Source organism: Halobellus salinus (genome assembly GCF_014646875.1).
Taxonomy (GTDB): Archaea; Halobacteriota; Halobacteria; order Halobacteriales; family Haloferacaceae; genus Haloquadratum; species Haloquadratum salinum.
In genome coordinates, this window is record NZ_BMOC01000001.1 from 108,700 (window position 1) to 125,525 (window position 16,826).

16 protein-coding genes are annotated in these 16,826 nt (G+C 68.6%); 8 read left to right on the top strand and 8 right to left on the bottom strand.

The window, feature by feature from the left end; translation table 11 throughout:
* The first annotated feature begins 110 nt into the window (after nucleotides 1-110).
* The 3 genes from epsC (at nucleotide 111) to yqeC (ending at nucleotide 2,239) form a co-directional block, all read left to right on the top strand.
* Nucleotides 111-983, top strand: a complete 873-nt coding sequence (gene epsC / locus IEX72_RS00510) for a serine O-acetyltransferase EpsC (RefSeq protein ID WP_188785374.1) — start codon at nucleotides 111-113, stop codon at nucleotides 981-983.
* A gap of 62 nt (nucleotides 984-1,045) precedes the next feature.
* Nucleotides 1,046-1,417: a CBS domain-containing protein gene (locus IEX72_RS00515; RefSeq protein WP_229663679.1), complete on the top strand. Its 372-nt coding sequence runs from the start codon at nucleotides 1,046-1,048 to the stop codon at nucleotides 1,415-1,417.
* Between the two features lie 84 nt (nucleotides 1,418-1,501).
* The gene (yqeC, locus tag IEX72_RS00520) at nucleotides 1,502-2,239 is read left to right on the top strand and encodes a selenium cofactor biosynthesis protein YqeC (RefSeq protein ID WP_188785376.1); all 738 of its coding nucleotides are present in this window, start codon (nucleotides 1,502-1,504) and stop codon (nucleotides 2,237-2,239) included.
* Nucleotides 2,240-2,268: 29 nt separating this feature from the next.
* On the opposite strand, the gene IEX72_RS00525 is transcribed toward yqeC, so the two are convergent.
* A complete protein-coding gene (locus tag IEX72_RS00525; RefSeq protein WP_188785378.1) occupies nucleotides 2,269-2,883 on the bottom strand; it encodes a molybdenum cofactor guanylyltransferase in 615 nt (204 codons plus the stop codon).
* Nucleotides 2,884-2,998: 115 nt separating this feature from the next.
* Between IEX72_RS00525 and IEX72_RS00530 the strand changes: the two genes are divergently transcribed.
* Complete coding sequence (locus IEX72_RS00530; RefSeq protein WP_188785380.1) at nucleotides 2,999-3,586, top strand: hypothetical protein; 588 nt, start codon at nucleotides 2,999-3,001, stop codon at nucleotides 3,584-3,586.
* A gap of 15 nt (nucleotides 3,587-3,601) precedes the next feature.
* Here IEX72_RS00530 and IEX72_RS00535 read toward each other — a convergent pair whose 3' ends face one another.
* The 4 genes from IEX72_RS00535 to IEX72_RS00550 are packed head-to-tail and all read right to left on the bottom strand — an operon-like array spanning nucleotide 3,602 to nucleotide 7,914.
* Entirely contained in the window at nucleotides 3,602-4,816 is a 1,215-nt protein-coding gene (locus IEX72_RS00535) for an iron-containing alcohol dehydrogenase family protein (protein ID WP_188785382.1), read from the bottom strand.
* 32 nt (nucleotides 4,817-4,848) lie between these two features.
* Nucleotides 4,849-4,995: a hypothetical protein gene (locus tag IEX72_RS00540; RefSeq protein ID WP_188785384.1), complete on the bottom strand. Its 147-nt coding sequence runs from the start codon at nucleotides 4,993-4,995 to the stop codon at nucleotides 4,849-4,851.
* Between the two features lie 34 nt (nucleotides 4,996-5,029).
* Nucleotides 5,030-5,908: a CDP-alcohol phosphatidyltransferase family protein gene (locus IEX72_RS00545; protein WP_229663680.1), complete on the bottom strand. Its 879-nt coding sequence runs from the start codon at nucleotides 5,906-5,908 to the stop codon at nucleotides 5,030-5,032.
* On the bottom strand, nucleotides 5,905-7,914 hold the full coding sequence (locus IEX72_RS00550) for an aldo/keto reductase (RefSeq protein ID WP_188785385.1): 2,010 nt from the start codon (nucleotides 7,912-7,914) through the stop codon (nucleotides 5,905-5,907). Before IEX72_RS00550 ends, IEX72_RS00545 begins: the two co-directional genes overlap by 4 nt.
* 128 nt (nucleotides 7,915-8,042) lie before the next feature.
* Here IEX72_RS00550 and IEX72_RS00555 point away from each other — a divergent pair, with 128 nt between their 5' ends.
* Nucleotides 8,043-9,158, top strand: a complete 1,116-nt coding sequence (locus IEX72_RS00555) for a glycosyltransferase (RefSeq protein WP_188785387.1) — start codon at nucleotides 8,043-8,045, stop codon at nucleotides 9,156-9,158.
* Nucleotides 9,159-9,226: 68 nt separating this feature from the next.
* Here IEX72_RS00555 and eif1A read toward each other — a convergent pair whose 3' ends face one another.
* The 3 genes from eif1A to katG all read right to left on the bottom strand — a co-directional run bounded on the left by eif1A (nucleotide 9,227) and on the right by katG (nucleotide 12,555).
* Nucleotides 9,227-9,511, bottom strand: a complete 285-nt coding sequence (gene eif1A / locus IEX72_RS00560) for a translation initiation factor eIF-1A (protein ID WP_188785389.1) — start codon at nucleotides 9,509-9,511, stop codon at nucleotides 9,227-9,229.
* A gap of 78 nt (nucleotides 9,512-9,589) precedes the next feature.
* Nucleotides 9,590-10,237 carry an AIM24 family protein gene (locus IEX72_RS00565; RefSeq protein ID WP_188785391.1) on the bottom strand — a complete coding sequence of 216 codons (648 nt, stop codon included), beginning with the start codon at nucleotides 10,235-10,237 and terminating at the stop codon, nucleotides 9,590-9,592.
* 182 nt (nucleotides 10,238-10,419) lie between these two features.
* The gene (katG, locus tag IEX72_RS00570) at nucleotides 10,420-12,555 is read right to left on the bottom strand and encodes a catalase/peroxidase HPI (protein WP_188785394.1); all 2,136 of its coding nucleotides are present in this window, start codon (nucleotides 12,553-12,555) and stop codon (nucleotides 10,420-10,422) included.
* Between the two features lie 194 nt (nucleotides 12,556-12,749).
* Between katG and IEX72_RS00575 the strand changes: the two genes are divergently transcribed.
* The 3 genes from IEX72_RS00575 (at nucleotide 12,750) to IEX72_RS00585 (ending at nucleotide 16,617) form a co-directional block, all read left to right on the top strand.
* Nucleotides 12,750-13,889: an NAD(P)-dependent alcohol dehydrogenase gene (locus IEX72_RS00575; RefSeq protein WP_229663681.1), complete on the top strand. Its 1,140-nt coding sequence runs from the start codon at nucleotides 12,750-12,752 to the stop codon at nucleotides 13,887-13,889.
* Between the two features lie 153 nt (nucleotides 13,890-14,042).
* Nucleotides 14,043-15,962, top strand: coding sequence for a beta-CASP ribonuclease aCPSF1 (locus IEX72_RS00580; RefSeq protein WP_188785396.1), 1,920 nt, complete (start codon nucleotides 14,043-14,045; stop codon nucleotides 15,960-15,962).
* 52 nt (nucleotides 15,963-16,014) lie between these two features.
* Complete coding sequence (locus IEX72_RS00585; RefSeq protein ID WP_229663682.1) at nucleotides 16,015-16,617, top strand: DUF7384 family protein; 603 nt, start codon at nucleotides 16,015-16,017, stop codon at nucleotides 16,615-16,617.
* The last annotated feature ends 209 nt before the right edge of the window (nucleotides 16,618-16,826 follow it).

Below are 16,826 nucleotides of genomic sequence, written 5' to 3' on the forward strand. Positions count from 1 at the left end.
GCCCGCCAACATCGGGACCCTCGTTGTCCAGGAGTCGGCCACCCAGACCGCGACTGCCACCGTGAGGGCCGACCGGACAAATATAATACCGTCCTGGAGTGAATGGACGTATGGAGTACCGATACGACGGTGACGCACACGAGCGGCTCTCTGCCGCCTACGAGGACGATTCCGAGCCGTTCCCGACCGGCGTGACGGCGTGCTTTCCGGACCGTAACCACCGTCGGGAGGAGGTCGAGCTACTACAGGAACTGCTGTTTCCCACCTGCTGGAACGCCCCCGAACTCGCCCGCGACGAACTCGCGGTGTTGGACCACCTCGATACGATCGGCGACCTGTTCAGGGCGGGTATCTGTCCGTACTCCGACGGCGAGACGCGTCCGCGCGAGACGGTGTCGGCGCTCCTCGACAGCCTGCCCCGGATCCGCCGCGTGCTGAAACGCGACGTCGAGGCGGCGTACAAGGGTGATCCCGCCGCGAAGACGTACATGGAGATCGTCCGATCGTATCCAGGGTTCCTGGCGATCACGGTCCAGCGGGTCGCCCACGTGCTCTACGACATCGGCGCCGAGGAGTACGCCCGCGAGTTGACCGAGTACGCCAAGACCCGGACCGGGATCGACATCCACCCGGGTGCGGAGATCGGCGAATACTTCTTTATCGATCACGGCACGGGCGTTGTCATCGGCGAGAGCGCGACCGTCGGGGAGTGGGTCCGGCTCTATCAGGACGTGACCCTGGGGGCGCTCCATTTCGAGGAGGAAGAGGGCGACGAACACGCGCTCAAGAAGGACTACAAACGCCACCCCGACATCGGCGACCACGTCGTGATCGGTGCGGGCACGAAGGTCCTCGGGTCGATCACGGTGGGCGACCACGTCAGCATCGGCGCCAACTCCTGGATCACTGAGGACGTGCCGGACCACACCAAGGTGTATATCAAGGATCACCCGACCCAAGAGCGGAAGCGCTACCAGGGGTAGTCAGGGTCGCCCCCGACACCGCGGACGAAAAACCGAAGCCACTCGCCCGCATCGGGACACCTATGTCAAACGGTTCGACGCCCGTTCGCGACGTGATGTCGACGCCGCTCGTGACCATCACCCCGGACGCGAGTGTCGCTGAGGCCGCGAGCCTGATGCGTGATGAGGGCATCAACGCGCTCCTGGTCCCGACGACCGAGGTCGGTATCGTGACCAGCACTGACGTGATCGACACCGTCGCACAGGGGGTAGATCCCGCGGATACCCCCGTCTCGGCGGTGATGACAGACGCCGTCGAGACCGTGCCGCCGGGGTTGCGGCTCACCGAGGCGGCTGCGATGATGGAGAACTTCGGCATCAGCCACCTCCCGGTTGTCGACGACGACTTCGTCGGCATGGTCTCCTCGACGGATATCACCGCGGAGATCTCGTAGGCGGCGCCGAGACCGGGTCGGTCCGCGGTGCGGGTCGCTGTCGCCGACCACACGATTCAAGCGGGCCGGCGGCGTGACACGGGTATGGACATCGTCGGCGCGCTCGGAGCCGCCACGGGGACGACCTGTGTTGTCGGCGCTGGGGGCAAAAAAACCACGATGGCGGCGCTCGGCGGACGGTTGGACCGTGCGGTCGTCACCGCGACCGTCCGGATCCCCATCTTCGACGAGTGGGCGGGACGGGTCGTGATCACCGAGGACCCCGTCGGGACCGTCGAGGCCGCACTCGACCGGTCCGACCCCGACGAGTGGCCGCTCGGGGTCGTGCCCGAGCAGGAACGCGAGGACCGGTACCGCGGGTACGACCCCGACACCATCGACCGCGTCGCCGACTTCGACGTGCCGATGCTGGTGAAGGCCGACGGCGCCCGGATGCGGCGGTTCAAAGCGCCCGACGACCACGAACCACGGCTCCCCGAAACGGCCGACACGGTGGTTGCAATCGCGAGCGCTCACGTCGTCGGCGAACCGCTCTCGGAGGGGTTGGTCCACCGGGTCCCGGAGGTGAACCGGATCACCGGGCTGGAACCGGGCGAGGAGATCACGGCCGCGGCCGTGGCGGACGTGTTCGCGAGCGACCGCGGCGGCCGGAAGGACGTGCCGAACGGCGCGACGTACGTTCCACTACTGAACATGGTCGACGACTCCGACCTCGAAGCGAGCGCGCGCGAGGTCGCCAGGGAGATCCACGACCGGGTCAACGTGCCGCGGGTCGTGCTCGCGGAGATGCGCGCCGCGGATCCCGTCGTCGACGTGGTGTGACCGGGGCGCCGGTGGCCGGTCGGACCCGCCTACGCCTCCCGGAATCGGTCGTTCGCCGCCGCGAACTCCTCGCGGGTGTTGATATTGTCGAAGGTGTCGGCGGCCGCGACGCGGTCGACTTCGTCGCCGTCGATCACGACTTCGTCGAGGTCTGCGAGCGGCGCGACGATCCGGTGTGCGTCGCGGTCGAGCGCCCGCCGGCACGCCGCCGCCATCGCGTCGGTCCGGTAGACCGCTTGTGTGGTCTGGTACCACTCGTCGGGGCGCGGCACCGCGGCGTCGCGGCCGGCGGCCCGCTCGAACAGGAACTCCACGAACGCGGGGTCGACGAACGGCATATCGCAGGCGACCACGAACGTGTACGCCGCGGAAACCGCTTCCAACCCGCGGGCGATCCCCGCCATCGGCCCCTCGTCTGGGTCTCTGTCGACCGCGAACGCCGGGTCGAAACCGCTCCCACCCAGGGCGTCGCGGATGACGTCGACCTGATCGGCGCGGCAGTTGATAACCACTTCGTCGACGGCGCCTGCAACCCTGTCGACCACCCGGCGGATCATCGGGGTCCCCGCGAGCTCGGCGACCGCCTTGTCGGCGTCGCCGAACCGCGTCGAGCGACCGCCCGCGAGTACGAGGCTTGCGCGCATACCCGAACTTCCCGACCGTGGCGCAAGAAAGTGACGAGTGACGGGTCGCGGTGGCGGCCGCGGGTCGGCGCCGACACCCGAGTTCATATATCCGCGCGGAGACTCCCTTCCGACGATGCGGGAGGACGAACTGGCGACGGCGGTGGTCGACCATTTCGAGGCTACGTTCGACGACCCCGAAATCCGGCTGGAGGAGCCGTACAACCACTACGGCACCCGGGGCGTTGTCGACGTCTACGCCCGCACTGCGCCGCCGGAACGGGTGAGTTACCTCGCGGAGTTGAAGGCCGATCCCGCCGTCCGGATGGCGTCGGGAGCCAACGAGATCCTCCGGCAGTACCGACGGGCCGAACGGTACTTCTTCCGGGATGACGCCCACGACCTCCGAACCCGGCTGGGTCGTGACGGTCCCGGGCTTCGTTTGCTTTTGCTTTTTGCGCCGACAGTCGGGTGTGTCGAACACGTGCTTGAGCACCGGTCGCTCTACGCCTCAGTTGCCCCCGAACTCTCGGTCGATGGGGTCTCCGCCGCCCGGACGGTGGCGTTTCTAGTAAACCTCGATAACGCGTCTCACGGCGGGCTCGGCTTCTGCTCGGTCAACGGTGACGTCGACGTGCAGTCGGCCGCGTTCCGCGAGGCCGTCCCCGAGGGGTCGCGGCTGGCGGCGGCGATCGACGAGGCCGACGTAGACGCCGACGCCTGACCCGTGTTCGGGACGCTACCACGCGTTGTCGAGGACCGACTCGATCCCGTCGATGCTCGGGTCGATCCCGTCGGGCGCGACACCGAGCAGGTCGTCGGCGCGGATCGCTCGGGCGATCGACGGGAGATCCGCCCGCTCGACGCCATTGAGGTCGCGGAGCCGGGCGGGGAGCTCGAGGTCGTCACGGACGCCCGCGACGGCGTCGATGGTGGCCTCAGCGGGATCCGCGTCGGCGCCTGCAACGCCGAGCGCCGACGCCAACAGGTCCCGACGGCCGTCGACCCGGTCGAAGACGTACCGGAGCACGTGGGGGGCGACGATCCCGTGGATGGTGCCCTGGTGGACGCCGGAGCCGTGGGAGAAGCCGTGGCCGAACGCGTGAATGATCGACGCGCGGTACCCCTCCGTGCCGGCGAGGCCGTACTGGACGGCCACGACCCCCGCGAGCACGTCGGCCAGTCGGTCGCCGTCCATCGGATCGTCGAGAAGGGTCCCGAGTCCTGACCGGAGCAATCGGAGGCCGCGGGCGGCCGTGCCATCGGTGATCGGGGTCGAAAGCGGGGAGTACAGCATTTCGACGCCCTTGTCGAAGCCGTTCATCGCCGACGCCGCGAGGACGGGGGTCGGGGTGGTCCGGTAGCGGTCGGCGTCGTAGAACAGCGCCGTCGGCATCAGCCGCGGGTCGCGGACGCCGCCGCTCGGAGGGGTTCGGTTCCCGGTGACCTCGCGGTCGAGGGTGAGCGTGATCCCTGCCAGATCCGAGAGGTCCGCACCCGCGAGCGTTGTCGGGACGGCGAGCATCGGGAGGGGGTCGGCGTCGTCCGCAACCGAGAGGTGGCCCGTTTCGACCGCCTCCTCGGCGACCTGTGCGGCGGCGTCGCCGTGCGTCGAGAGGGCACACAGTACTTTCGCGGTGTCGAGCGTGCTGCCGCCGCCGACCGTGACGACCGCGTCGGCGTCGTGTGCCCGTGCCGCCCGGAGCCCCGCGAGCGCGGTGCCGAGCGTCTTGTCGGGGGTCGTCTCCGGGAACTCCCCGACGAGTCGGTCACCGACACCGGCCCGGATCGGGTCGACGACCGCAGGGGTCGTACCGACGGTCCGCCCCGCCACGAGCAGCGCCCGGTCGAGCCCGCGGCTGCCGAGTTCCGCGCCCAGTTCGTCGACACACCCGGTGCCGACCCGGATCGTGCCCGGGCGATAGTCAAACCTGAACCCGTCAGTCGCGTGCATTGTCGTCCTGTACGCCGGCCGACCGCAAAGGGTTACGCGTCGGTGTCGTCGGTGCCGGAACCCGCGTCGGCCGCCAGTGCCGCGATCGCGTCGTCGAACGCATCCCGAGTGGCGTCGTCCGCCGACTCCTCGGGATACGCCTCCCGAAGCGCCGGGACTGCCTCGGATGCACCGAGCACACGGAGCCCGTCGGCGGCCCACGAGGGGTAGCCGTTACATATCCCCCGTCCGGTACACCCCGGCGACGACGAGGGAGTCACGAACGAACACCGCAAGCGACGCCGTAAGCACCACCGCAGCCAGCGGTGTGACGATCGAGAGCGGCGCGATCGGCATCAGCGCGAATGTGATGAACGCCATCTGTGTCCCCGCAAGCGGCCGCCGGAGGAGACTGGGCGGTAGATCGAACACCGGCTTTCCCTGCCGACGGCGATTCCAACACCCGAGTTTGAACAGGTAGCGCGCCACCGACAGCGACAGATACCAGACCGGAAGTTGGTCCCAGAGCACCCCCACCACCGGTGCCACGAAGAATCCGGTGGTGTCGATTGCCATGTCCAGTTTCGCGCCGAGGAGCGTGGTGCGCTCGGTCCGGCGCGCGAGGAACCCGTCCACGGAGTCCAGCCCACAGGCCGCCCCGTAGAGCACCGCCGGGAGCCACGCGATCTCGGGGCGGGGTGTGAGCGTCCCGAACCCCACGACCGCGGCCACCAACGCCCCTCGCCCCAGAGTGATGAGGTTCGGGATCCCCAACGACCGGTGGACCGGGACCGGCGTATCCCTTCCGTCCGGCCGGTTGGCGTCCAGGTGGCGGTAGGCGAACCACAGTTGGAACGCCGACACCGCCGCAACGGGAGTGAGCCACCGCACCGACGCGAACCCGGTGGCGATCCAGATCGCGTCCGCGAAGTCGACGATCCCCCGCGCCGAGAGCCGGATCAGGTCGGCCAAAACCTCAAGCAGAACAGCACCCTGGCCGTCGAGCGTCAGCGCCACGAGCCACGCGCCGCCGACCACGAGAAACGCCATCGCGGCCGCGACCGCCGCCCACTCCCGCCGGAGTGTCGTCGGAACTGCCGTGGTGTCGGTCATCGGTCGAACTCCGGGTCCGCGAGGTCTGCGAGCCGGTCGCGGTCGGCGTCGGTCAGCCGGAGCCGCGCGGCCGCGAGGTTCGCGGCGATGTGGTCGGGGTCGTCGCTTGCGGGAATCGGAACGACCCCCCGGTCGACGTGGAACGCGACCGCGACCGCCGCGGGCGTCGTCCCGTGTTCGGCGGCGATCTCAGCCAGAACCGGTTCCGCAAGCAGCCCCGGCGCCGACAGTGGGGAGTGAGCGAGCACTCGGATCCCCGCGGCGTGACACGCCTCGATCAGGTCGGTTCTGGGGCGGTAGGGGTGGGATTCGACCTGCACAATCGCGGGCGGCACGCGGGCGGCGTCGAGGATCGTCTCCAGTTGGTCGGAAGAGACGTTACAGACGCCGATCGTCCGAGCGAGCCCCTGGTCGTGGACGCGTTCGAGTCGCCGCCACGTGTCGACAATGGACGCGTCGACGGTTTCGGGGTCGCCGTCGCCGTCGGTCGGGAACGTCACCGCCTCCTGGTCGTCGGGCGGGAGCTCCGCGAGCTCCGACAGCGGCCCCTGGTAGGCCCACGCGTCGGGCCAATGCAGGAGGTACGCGTCGAGGGCGCCGACCCCGAGTTCGTCGAGGCTGCCGCGGCAGGCTTCTGCAACGTGTTCGTGGTTGGTGTTCCAGAGTTTGCTGACCAGGAACACCCCCTCGCGGTCGGGTGACCCGGGCGCGTCGAACAGGTCGCCGATCCGCGCCTCGTTGCCGTACAGTTCCGCCGAATCGAACAGCCGATACCCCGCATCGACCGCGGTTGCAATGGAGTCGATCCGGTCGACGTACTCGTCGTCCCGGTACCGCGAGCACCCGAAGCCGACGGGGGGAAGCCGGAGCGCGGCGGGGCGAGCGGGGGCGTCGGCCGCTCGGTCCGTCTCCGGGGGCCGGATACGCTCCGACGGCGGTGTCGGCCGGACCCGCGGCGACCGAGTGTCAGGAGTCCGAGGCTCCAGGTCGCCCGGGGGGACGTCGACCGCTCCGCCGGCGTCGGCCGCGCGCTCGACGGCGTTACACACGGCGACAACGTGGGCCGCGCGCTCGGCGCTGTCGGTCGGGCGGTCCCCACGCCCGATAGCGGTGGCCACCCGTTCGGGGCCTGAGAGGTACGGCCGGGCCCGGCGCGGCGCCGGGTGGGGGGCGGCGACGTACGGCCGGCCCGCGCCGCCGACGCGCACCGTCTCGGGGTCGGCGGCGAGTGCGCCCGCGTCCGCAAGGTAGATCGACCCGTCGTCGCCGTGGAGTTCGAGGCTGGTGAACTCGCGGCTCCGGTGCGGGGCGTAGAGGCTCGCAGTGAGTCGGATCGCGGGGCCGGCAGCGAACTGGAGGGTCGCCTCAACGTGAGCAGGGCGGTCGGGCCGTCGTGACTCCCGGTCGGGCCAGACATCGACGGCGTCGGCGGTCCGCACGCGGTCGACGGGGCCGAACCACGCGGCCAGAAGCGACAGCGGGTAGACCGCGCCGTCGTAGAGCGGCCCGACCGAGAGGAACGAATCGGGGCTGTCGTGCCACGCCGTGACCCGACCGACGTGGGCGTGGACGTACCCCAACTGGATCGGGCCGAACCGACCGTCCGAGAGGAGCGAGGCGGCGTGACGCTGGGCGTCACACCGGTGGTTGATCGGCGCACACCCCAGCGCGACCCCGCGGTCATCGGCGGTGGCGACGAGGTCGGCCGCCCGGTCGGCGTCGAGCGCGAGCGGCTTCTCGCTGAAGACGTGCCGGTCGGCGCGGAGACATGTTTCGGTGACGTCGGCGTGGGCGGCGTGGCTGGTGAGGTTCACGACGAGTGGGAGCGACTCGGCGGCCAGAAGCGAGTCGAGGTCGGTGTACGCCGCGGCGCCGTGTGCCCCCGCCAGCGACTCGGCACGCGCTGCGTCGAGGTCACAGACGGCGGCGAGGTTGAGCGGGGAGTCGCCGAGGGCGGTGGCGTACTGCTCCGCCACCGCGCCCGCGCCGACGAACGCACACTTCATAAGCGTGTAGTCGGACCCGACGCTCAAAAGCACGCGGGCCGCGTTCCGCCGACGTCAACGCCGACGCCAACATTGACGAGGTGGCCGAAACCCCGACGGTATATCCCGCCGCCGCCGGTAGAACGGGTATGGCCCGGGTCGCGATCCTTCACAACACGCTTGACTTCCAAGGCGGCGCCGACGTGGTGTGTCTGTCGGCGTGTGCGGCACTCCAGGCCGAACACTCGGTCACCCTGTATACGATCTCGGAGAGCGATCCCGGCGACCTCGCGGCGCGGTTCGGGATCGACCTCGACACGGCGTCGCTCGACGTTCGGATGCCGACCGGCGCGGAACCCCTCGCGCGGATGCTGTCGGCGGGTGCCCCCGCGGTCGGCCCGCAGCTGGCGCTCCGGAGCGTCCTGCTCCGCCGGGCCGTCGGTAGGCAACTGGGCGCGTTCGACCTCGTGGTGAGCACCGCAAACGAGGTGTCGCTGCCGACCCCGTCGGTCCAGTACGTCCACTACCCGCAGTTCCGGACCCACCGACTCCCCGACGGCGACGGTGGGGGGCTGAACCGCGTGTGGAGTCGACTCGGAGCCCCCCGATCCGACGACCTCGACGACGAGACGACGCTGCTCGCGAACTCGGCGTGGACCGCGCGCGTGACCGAGACCGTCTACGGGGTCCGGCCGTCGGTGCTTCACCCGCCGGTGGATCCGATCGCGGGGCGGAACGCGTGGGGCGAGCGCCGGGACGGGATCGTCGTCGTCGGGCGGCTCGCGCCCGACAAGCGGATCGGAGACGCCGTCCGGATCGTCGACGGGGTCAGGGCGCGCGGTCACGACCTCTCGCTTCAGGTTGTCGGCGCCGCGCCGCGGTCGTACCGCCGGTACGTCCGGCGTGTCGAGTCGATGGCCGACAAGCGCCCGTACGTGACAGTCGAGCAGAACGCCCCGCGGGCGCGGTTGGAGGAACTGTTGTGCACCCACAAATACGGGCTGAACTGCAAACCGCGGGAGCATTTCGGGATGTCGGTCGCGGAGTACGTCGCAAGCGGCATGGTTGCGTTCGCCCCCGATAGCGGCGGCCAGCGCGAGGTGCTCAACGGCCGCGAAAACCGGCTGTTCGGATCGGTCGATGAGGCGATCGACCTGGTCGCGGCGGCCGCTGCGGCCGACGACCCGCCCGTGCTGCCACCGGACCGGTTCGGGAGCGAGCGGTTTCGGCGCGGGATCAGCGACGCTGTGGCTCGAGCGCTGTGAGTGTTGAAGACGGCCCCACGAAAACTACCGTCGGACCGAGCGGGACGCGGGCGTCGGCCGCTGCCGGGCTACTCGATGTGTCCTTCTTCGCGGAGCTGTTCGGCGTCCTGCTCGGAGTACCGCCACTCGATGTTGGCCTTCTCGTCCTGCCAGTCCCACGGCTCCACGAGGACGACGTCGCCCTCGTTGATCCAGGTGCGGTATTTCATGCGGCCGGGGATCCGACCCATCCGGTTTGTGCCGTCCGCACACCGGACGCGGACGTGGTTCCCGCCGTTGTGTTCGGTAACCACGGCGAACAGCTCGTCGTCGTTGGGCATTCGAAGGTTCCGACGCCCTGATTCTTCAGTCACATCTCAACTACGGCAGGCGCCCCCATAAATGACCGGTTACGGGGCGCGGCGCGGCGGCGTGTCGCCCCCGATCGCCGGCTACAGTTCCTCGTACGGCTGGACGACCACGAAGCCGTCCGGCCCCTCGAATGTCATCTGGTAGCGCTCGCCGGACTCCTGACCGACCATGTCCGAGAGGCTGCGGTTCACCTCGACCGTCGGGGAGGTGTCACTCCACGCCACGGTCGCCGCCGGGTCGGTCGAGACCGGCGGTTCGACCACGACCGGGTCGCCGTGGGTCGTGATCGCGACGGCTCCGGGACCTTGGAGGTAGACGTTGGTGAAGCCTCCCGCGAAGGACCCGGCGAGGCTGTCGATCGTGTTGATTTCGTAGTCGACGCCCGAGTCGAACGCCAGAACGTCCTCGCCGTTGACCGTGATGGCGTCGCCGTCGGCAAGTGTGAGCACCTGCACCTTCTTGCCGTGGTCGGCGAGGTAGACGGTTCCGGACCCCTCGATCGCCATGACGGGCGTGCCTTCACCGGTCGCGGCCTCCTTGAGGAATCCGGTAATGCCGCCTTCAGCGCTCGCTTGGCCGGTGAACGACAGGTCGCCGGTGTAGGCGACCATCGAGCCGGCCTTGGCCATCACCGTGCCGTCAACCGCAGCGTCGAGCGTGTAGCTGTTTTCGAGTCGAAACGTCTCGTCGTCGGGGGTAGTGGCGGATTCGAACTGTTCGGTGTCCATTGGTGCACCGAGCCGAACGGAGGGCGGCTCGGTCGAATCCACCACCTTCCGCATAAAGAATCTGGCGGGACGGATCGGCCGCAGCGGCCGCACCCGCGGCCGTGGTGGGACCTCCTACGAACGGTGGTGGTCAGGTGCCGGAGACGCGGTGGACGACCGGCGGTTCAGTACGCGACTCCGTTTCAGTCCAGGTCGAACCGGTCGGCCTGCATCACCGTGCTCCACGCGTCGACGAAGTCGTGGACGAGCTCCTCCTCGCCGTCGTCGCTACCGTAGACCTCCGCGATAGCCCGGAGGCGGGGGTTCGACCCGAAGATGAGGTCAAAGCGGGTCGCCTCCCACTCGAGTTCACCCGTGGTCCGGTTGTACCCCTCGTAGATCGGCTCGGCGGTCGGGACCTCCTCCCACTCAGTGCCCATGTCGAGCAGGTTCACGAAGAAGTCGTTGCTCAGCGTTCCCGGCCGGTCGGTGAGGACACCCAGATCCGAGCCGTCGTAGTTCGCGTCGAGAGCGCGGAGCCCGCCGACCAACGCCGTCATCTCGGCGGGCGTCAGGTTCAGTAGGTCCGCCTTGTCCACGAGCGTCTCCTCGGGGCGCTCGTCGAGTCCGTCGCCGAGGTAGTTCCGGAACCCGTCGGCCTTCGGCCTCAGCGCCTCGAAGGAGTTGGTGTCGGTCTGTTCCGGAGTGGCGTCGGTTCGGCCCGGCTCGAACGGAACCTCGACGTCGTAGCCGGCGTCGGCCGCGGCCTGCTCGACGGCCGCGTTGCCGCCCAGCACGAGCAGATCCGCGAGCGAGACGCGGGTGTCGTCCGACTGTGCGGCGTTAAACTCCGCCTGGATCCCCTCGTATGTGTCGAGGACGGTCTCCAGCTCGTCGGGGTGGTTGACCTCCCAACTCCGCTGGGGTTCGAGCCGGATCCGGGCGCCGTTTGCGCCGCCGCGCTTGTCGCTGTCGCGGTACGTCGACGCCGACGCCCACGCGGTCCGCACGAGCTGCGGCACCGACAACTCCGAGTTGAGGACGGTCTGCTTGAGTTCGGCAGCCTGATCCGCATCGATGACGTCGTAGTCGGCGTCCGGCAGGGGGTCCTGCCAGATCATCTCCTCGTCGGGGACCTCCGGGCCCAGGAACCGCTCGGGCGGACCCATGTCACGGTGCGTGAGCTTGTACCACGCCTTCGCGAACGCGATCCCGAACTCCATCGGGTTCTCTTGGAAGGTCTCCATCACCTCGAGGTAGTCCGGATCCCGCTTCAGCGCGATGTCCGTCGTGAGCATCATCGGTGTGACATCCTCGTCGGGGTCGTGGGCGTCGGGTGCCGGGGCGACGAGTTCGCCCTCCTTCGGCGTCCACTGCCACGCGCCGCCGGGGCCCTTCTCGGGCTTCCACTCGTATTCGAGCAGGTTGTCGACGTAGCCCATGTCCCACTCGGTCGGCGAGGAGGTCCACGGGCCCTCGATGCCACTTGTGATCATCGCGCCACTCGTGGCACCATCTTGCTCCCACCCGAGCCCCTGTTGCTCGATTGGCGCGGCGTTCGGCTCGGGCCCCATGTTCTCCTCGGGGTCGTCGGCGCCGTGGACCTTCCCGAAAGTGTGGCCCCCCGCGATGAGCGCGGCGGTCTCCTTGTCGTTCATCGCCATCCGGTCGAACGTCTGCCGGATGTTCTTCGCCGACGCCATCGGGTCGGGCTGGCCGTCCGGTCCCTCGGGGTTCACGTAGATGAGGCCCATCACGGAAGCGCCGAGGCCGCCCTGGATCTCGCCGGCCTCCTCGAAGCGCTCCTGTGTGTCGAGTTCCTTTTCGGGCCCCCAGTCAACGGCGTCGTCGCCTTTGAAGTCGTCTTCGCGGCCGCCGGCGAAGCCGAACGTCTTGAACCCCATCGACTCGATCGCGACGTTACCGGCCAGGATCATCAGGTCGGCCCACGAGATCTTGCGGCCGTACTTCTGTTTGACCGGCAGGAGGAGACGCCGCGCCTTGTCGAGGTTGGCGTTGTCGGGCCAACTGTTGATCGGCGCGAAGCGCTGTCGGCCGCCGGCGGCGCCGCCGCGGCCGTCGACGGTGCGGTACGTACCGGCGCTGTGCCACGCCATTCGGATGAAAAGCGGGCCGTAGTGGCCGTAGTCCGCGGGCCACCACTCCTGCGAGGAGGTCATGAGTCCCTCCAAGTCGTCTTTCACCGCGTCGAGGTCGAGGCTCTGGAACGCCTCAGCGTAGTCGAAGCCGTCCTCTAGCGGCCCCAGGTTCTGTGCGTTGTCGTCGAGGATGTCCAACTGCAGTTGATTCGGCCACCAATTCTGATCGGACCCAGACATTGAGTGAACGTTTGCTTCTTTGGCATATAATCTTGTCCACTCGGGTGTGGAAACCTTCGTAACACCCAAACGGATCTGTCCGTTTCGTGAAATTTTCCGGCTGACACCCCGTTCCTCGTCGGCCCGCCTCCCCCCGGAATACGCGTCCAACAACACGGTTCCGGAAAGCGACCGTCGGAGTGCGAATCTTTAGGATGACGAGCGATGAACGGTCGTTTGGAATGGAAATACAGGCCGCGGTCACCAACGAGGAAGGCGCACCGTTCACGATCGAGACGGTCGAACTCGAGGAGCCGCAGGACAACGAGGTTCTCGTACGAGTAGTTGGCGCGGGGGTCTGTCACACGGATATGATCGTGCGTGATCAGATGTATCCGACACCGCTCCCCGCGGTACTGGGCCACGAGGGCTCCGGTGTCGTCGAGCGGGTCGGCGACAATGTCACGCACGTGGAACCCGGCGACCGCGTGGTGCTGAGTTTCGACTCCGACCAGGAGTGCACTAGTTGTAACGCCGGCCACCCGGCGTACTGTGAGGACTTCTTCGCGCACAACTTCGGCGGCGCCCGTCCGGAGGACGGCACGTCGCCGCTGTCCCGCGGCGACGAGGCGATCAGCGGTCGATTTTTCGGCCAATCATCGTTTGCGACCCACGCGATCGCGACCGAACGAAACGTCGTCCCCGTCGCCGACGACGTTCCCCTCGAACTCCTCGGGCCGCTCGGGTGCGGAATCCAGACGGGCGCGGGCGCCGTGATCAACACCCTCAACCCCCAGGCGGGGTCGTCGATCGCGATCTTCGGCGCCGGATCGGTCGGGCTATCGGCGCTGCTCGGCGCGAACATCAAGGGCTGTACCGACATCGTCTCGGTCGACCTCGAGGAGAGCCGGTTGGCGAAGGCCGAGGAACTCGGCGCGACCGCGACTGTCAATCCCGGCGAGGTTGACGACGTCGTGGAGGCGGTCCGCGAGGAGACCGGCGGCGGCGTCGACCACGCCGTCGAGTCCACGGGCGTCCCAGACGTGGCCGAGCAGGCCATCGAGACGCTGGCTCAGCGGGGGGAACTCGCGGTCGTCGGGGCGCCGGCGCTCGGCACCCGCGCGAGCTTCGACGTCAACGACCTCATCCTCAACGGCCGGTCGATCACGGGCGTCGTGGAGGGCGACAGCAACCCCAAGGAGTTCATCCCCGACCTGATCGAACTCTACCGCCAGGGGCGGTTCCCGTTCGACGAACTCGTGTCCTACTACGACTTCGACGAGATCCAAGACGCCGTCGAGGCCTCTGAGGACGGCAGCGCGATCAAGCCCGTCCTCCGCGTGAGCGAACCGTAGCGGCGTACTGAAAACGTTTATAAGCCCCGTGAGGTAAGATTCGGTGAGCGAACTCGTCAGACCGGCCGGAGCCGGCGGGGCCGACGCCTCGACCGCAACCGGCGATGCGACCTCGACTTCTGGTGGCTCCGGCCGACGACGTTCCAGACACGTATGAGCACGAACGACACCACGGATCCGCTCGAATCCGTCAGAGCACGCCTCGAAGACGAGATCCCGGACGACCTCGTGGTCTCTCGGGTCGCCTACGAGGGCCCGAAACTCGTTGTCTACACCGAGACGCCGAAGAAGTTCGCCGAGCGCGACGGCCTGATCCGTCGGCTCGCGAGCGTTCTCCGCAAGCGGATCACCGTCCGCCCCGCCGCGGGGGTACAGCTCGACCCCGCGGAGGCGAAGCGCAAGATTCTGAGTCTGATCCCCGACGACGCGGGGATCACCAACCTGGAGTTCTACCCCGCGACCGGCGAGGTCCTGATCGAAGCCGAAAAGCCCGGGCTGGTGATCGGCCGCCGCGCCAGCACCCTCCGGGAGATTACTCAGGAAGTCGGGTGGACGCCCGAAGTCCTCCGAACGCCGCCGATGGAGTCTTCGACCGTCGACAACGTCCGGAACTTCCTCATGCAGGAGCGCGACGGCCGTCGGGACTTCCTCGAACGCGTCGGTCGGGAGATCCACCGGCAGGGGACCGACGACACCGACTGGGCTCGGGTGACCACACTCGGGTGTTGCCGGGAGGTGGGGCGCGCAGCGTTTGTGCTCTCGACGCCCGAAAGCCGGGTGCTGATCGACTGCGGCGACAAGCCCGGCGCCGAGGGTGAGGTCCCGTACCTCCAAGTCCCCGAGGCCAACCCCATCGCTGACCTTGACGCGGTCGTGTTGACCCACGCCCACCTGGACCACAGCGCGCTTCTGCCCTTGCTCTTCAAATACGGCTACGACGGCCCCATCTACACCACTGAACCCACCCGGGACCTGATGGGGCTGCTCCAGCTCGACTACCTCGACGTCGCCGCCAAGGAGGGGCGGACGCCGCCGTACACCTCCGAGATGGTGCGCGAGGAGCTGAAACACACCATCACCGTCGACTACGGCGATGTGACCGACATCGCGCCGGACATCAAGCTCACGTTCCACAACGCCGGTCACATCCTCGGCAGCGCAGTCACACACTTCCACATCGGCGACGGCTTTCACAACGTCGTGTTCTCCGGGGACATCCACCACACCGACACCCGGCTGTTCAACGGTGCCTCGAACGATTTCCCCCGCGTTGAGACGCTGGTGATGGAGTCGACATACGGCCGCCGCGACGACTACCAGACCGACCAGGACGATTCCGAACAGCGGCTGGTCGAACTCGTCCGAGAGACCGCGGCGACGGACGGCACCGTAGTCATCCCCGCGTTCGCGGTCGGGCGGTCACAGGAGCTTATGCTCGTCTTAGAGGAGGCGATGCGGACGGGGAAGCTCCCGACAATGCCCATCTACCTCGACGGCATGATCCGGGAGGCCACCGCGATCCACACCGCGTATCCGGAGTTCCTCCGCGATGGCCTCCGCGACCGGATCCTCCACGACGAGGAGAACCCGTTCCTCGCCGACCAGTTCCAGCAGGTCGACGGGGGCCAGGAGATGCGCGAGGACATCGCGGGCGGGGAGCCCTGCATCATCCTCTCGACGTCGGGGATGGTCACCGGCGGGCCGATCATGTCGTGGCTTGAGCTCCTCGGCGACGACCCCGGCAACCGGCTGATCTTCGTGGGCTACCAGGCACAGGGCACGCTCGGCCGTCGTATCCAGAGCGGCCGCCGGGAGATTCCCTTCTCCGACCGCGGCGGCCGGAGCGAGCAGTTGACCCTCCGACTCGACGTCGAGACGGTCAGCGGGTTCTCCGGCCACGCCGACCGGCAGGGATTGGAGGACTTCGTCGGGAGTATGAATCCCCGGCCGGAGGAAGTCATCTGCGTCCACGGCGACGAGGCCTCCACCGACCAGTTCTCCTCGGGGCTCTACCAGGAGTTCGGGATGCGCACGTACGCCCCGCGGAACCTCGAGACGTTCCGGTTCGATTAGCCGGCCGGTTGCGCATCGCACCCTTCTTGTCGCCGACGACCTATCGCTGAATATGGACTCGTGGGGTTCGCTGTTCGAGCGCGCAGCCGAGGTTGACGCCGACGAGCGCGCGGTCCGTGACGCGCTCGCGTCGGTTCGGGCGGGGAACGGAGCGGACACGGACCCCGAATCGCCGGTGTCGCCGCCGGCTGATGCCGGCCCCGCCCGCGTTGTCGCCGACGCCGACATACTCGCGGCGGACCTCCTCGTCGGCGGCGACGCCCGGAACGCGCTCGACCCTCTCCGGAGCCACAGTTGGACCACGCTGCTCGCGAGCGACCCACTTCTGGACGACGCCGCGGCGGCCGTCGCCGACCTCGCCGACGCGGCCCTCGCAACGGCGTGGCGCGAGCGGGTGGAAGCGTGGCGGGAACCCGTCTCACATCCCCCCGGAGACAACCCCGCCTTGGGGAGCGCCTACCGCGGCGGCGCGATGCACCTCCTCACGTTCGACGACCAACTCCGCTCGGCGAAGGCGGGCGCGACCCTCGGGACGGATCTCACGGTGAGCGCACGCCACCCGGAGGCGTTCGCGGCGCTGTTCGACGCCGGGAGTCTGTACCCGGAGGTCGTCGGCGGGGCGTACCCCGGACCGGATCTGGACCCGCGGGGGTAGGCTGTTGATTCGGGTACGTTATCGGCGCCTCTCGTGGACGGTGTCCACTCCGTGACGGAAGAATCGGGAGAGTAATCGTCGTCAAACGTCCGCGAGCGAACGCAGTGAGCGAGCGGTTCACGCCGACGAGCGGCCGGAGTTCCCGTGAGCCGGAGGCGAACGGGAGCACGGAAGAGCTTGCTCTTCCGAAGGCCGCGATGTCGGCGAAT

Coding starts and splice junctions, on each gene's coding strand:
- IEX72_RS00530 (WP_188785380.1), top strand. CDS start 2,999: ATGCGGGAGGACGAACTGGCGACGGCGGTGGTCGACCATTTCGAGGCT.
- IEX72_RS00550 (WP_188785385.1), bottom strand. CDS start 7,914: ATGAAGTGTGCGTTCGTCGGCGCGGGCGCGGTGGCGGAGCAGTACGCC.
- IEX72_RS00535 (WP_188785382.1), bottom strand. CDS start 4,816: ATGCACGCGACTGACGGGTTCAGGTTTGACTATCGCCCGGGCACGATC.
- IEX72_RS00515 (WP_229663679.1), top strand. CDS start 1,046: ATGTCAAACGGTTCGACGCCCGTTCGCGACGTGATGTCGACGCCGCTC.
- epsC (WP_188785374.1), top strand. CDS start 111: ATGGAGTACCGATACGACGGTGACGCACACGAGCGGCTCTCTGCCGCC.
- IEX72_RS00575 (WP_229663681.1), top strand. CDS start 12,750: ATGACGAGCGATGAACGGTCGTTTGGAATGGAAATACAGGCCGCGGTC.
- IEX72_RS00525 (WP_188785378.1), bottom strand. CDS start 2,883: ATGCGCGCAAGCCTCGTACTCGCGGGCGGTCGCTCGACGCGGTTCGGC.
- IEX72_RS00555 (WP_188785387.1), top strand. CDS start 8,043: ATGGCCCGGGTCGCGATCCTTCACAACACGCTTGACTTCCAAGGCGGC.
- IEX72_RS00580 (WP_188785396.1), top strand. CDS start 14,043: ATGAGCACGAACGACACCACGGATCCGCTCGAATCCGTCAGAGCACGC.
- katG (WP_188785394.1), bottom strand. CDS start 12,555: ATGTCTGGGTCCGATCAGAATTGGTGGCCGAATCAACTGCAGTTGGAC.
- IEX72_RS00545 (WP_229663680.1), bottom strand. CDS start 5,908: ATGACCGACACCACGGCAGTTCCGACGACACTCCGGCGGGAGTGGGCG.
- yqeC (WP_188785376.1), top strand. CDS start 1,502: ATGGACATCGTCGGCGCGCTCGGAGCCGCCACGGGGACGACCTGTGTT.
- IEX72_RS00585 (WP_229663682.1), top strand. CDS start 16,015: ATGGACTCGTGGGGTTCGCTGTTCGAGCGCGCAGCCGAGGTTGACGCC.
- IEX72_RS00565 (WP_188785391.1), bottom strand. CDS start 10,237: ATGGACACCGAACAGTTCGAATCCGCCACTACCCCCGACGACGAGACG.